1 protein-coding gene is annotated in these 384 nt (G+C 69.0%); it reads left to right on the top strand.

Translation table 11 applies throughout. From position 1 onward, the window contains the following. On the top strand, positions 1-384 hold a 384-nt coding region (locus tag AC1DT6_RS40660; RefSeq protein ID WP_477115637.1), incomplete at both ends, for an acyl-CoA dehydrogenase family protein.

Raw genomic sequence — 384 nt, forward strand, 5'->3', positions numbered from 1 at the left:
CAGGTGCTGGCAGGTGCTGGCGCCGCTCAACCGCATCGGCGACACCGATCCCAGCAGCTGGAAGGACGGCGTGGTCACCACCACGCCCGGCTTCAAGGACGCCTTCCGCCAGTTCGGCGAAGGCGGCTGGCAGGGCGTGCTGCATCCGCAGGAATTCGGCGGCCAGGGCTTGCCCAAGCTGATCGCCACCGCCTGCAACGAGATGCTGAACTCGGCCAACCTGTCGTTCGCGCTGTGCCCGCTGCTGACCGACGGCGCCATCGAAGCCCTGCTGACCGCCGGCAGCGATGCGCAGAAAGCCACCTTCCTGCCCAGGCTGATCTCCGGCGAATGGACCGGCACCATGAACCTGACCGAGCCGCAGGCCGGCTCGGACCTGGCGGC

The sequence above is a fragment of the Cupriavidus sp. 01L45 genome, assembly GCF_056399885.1.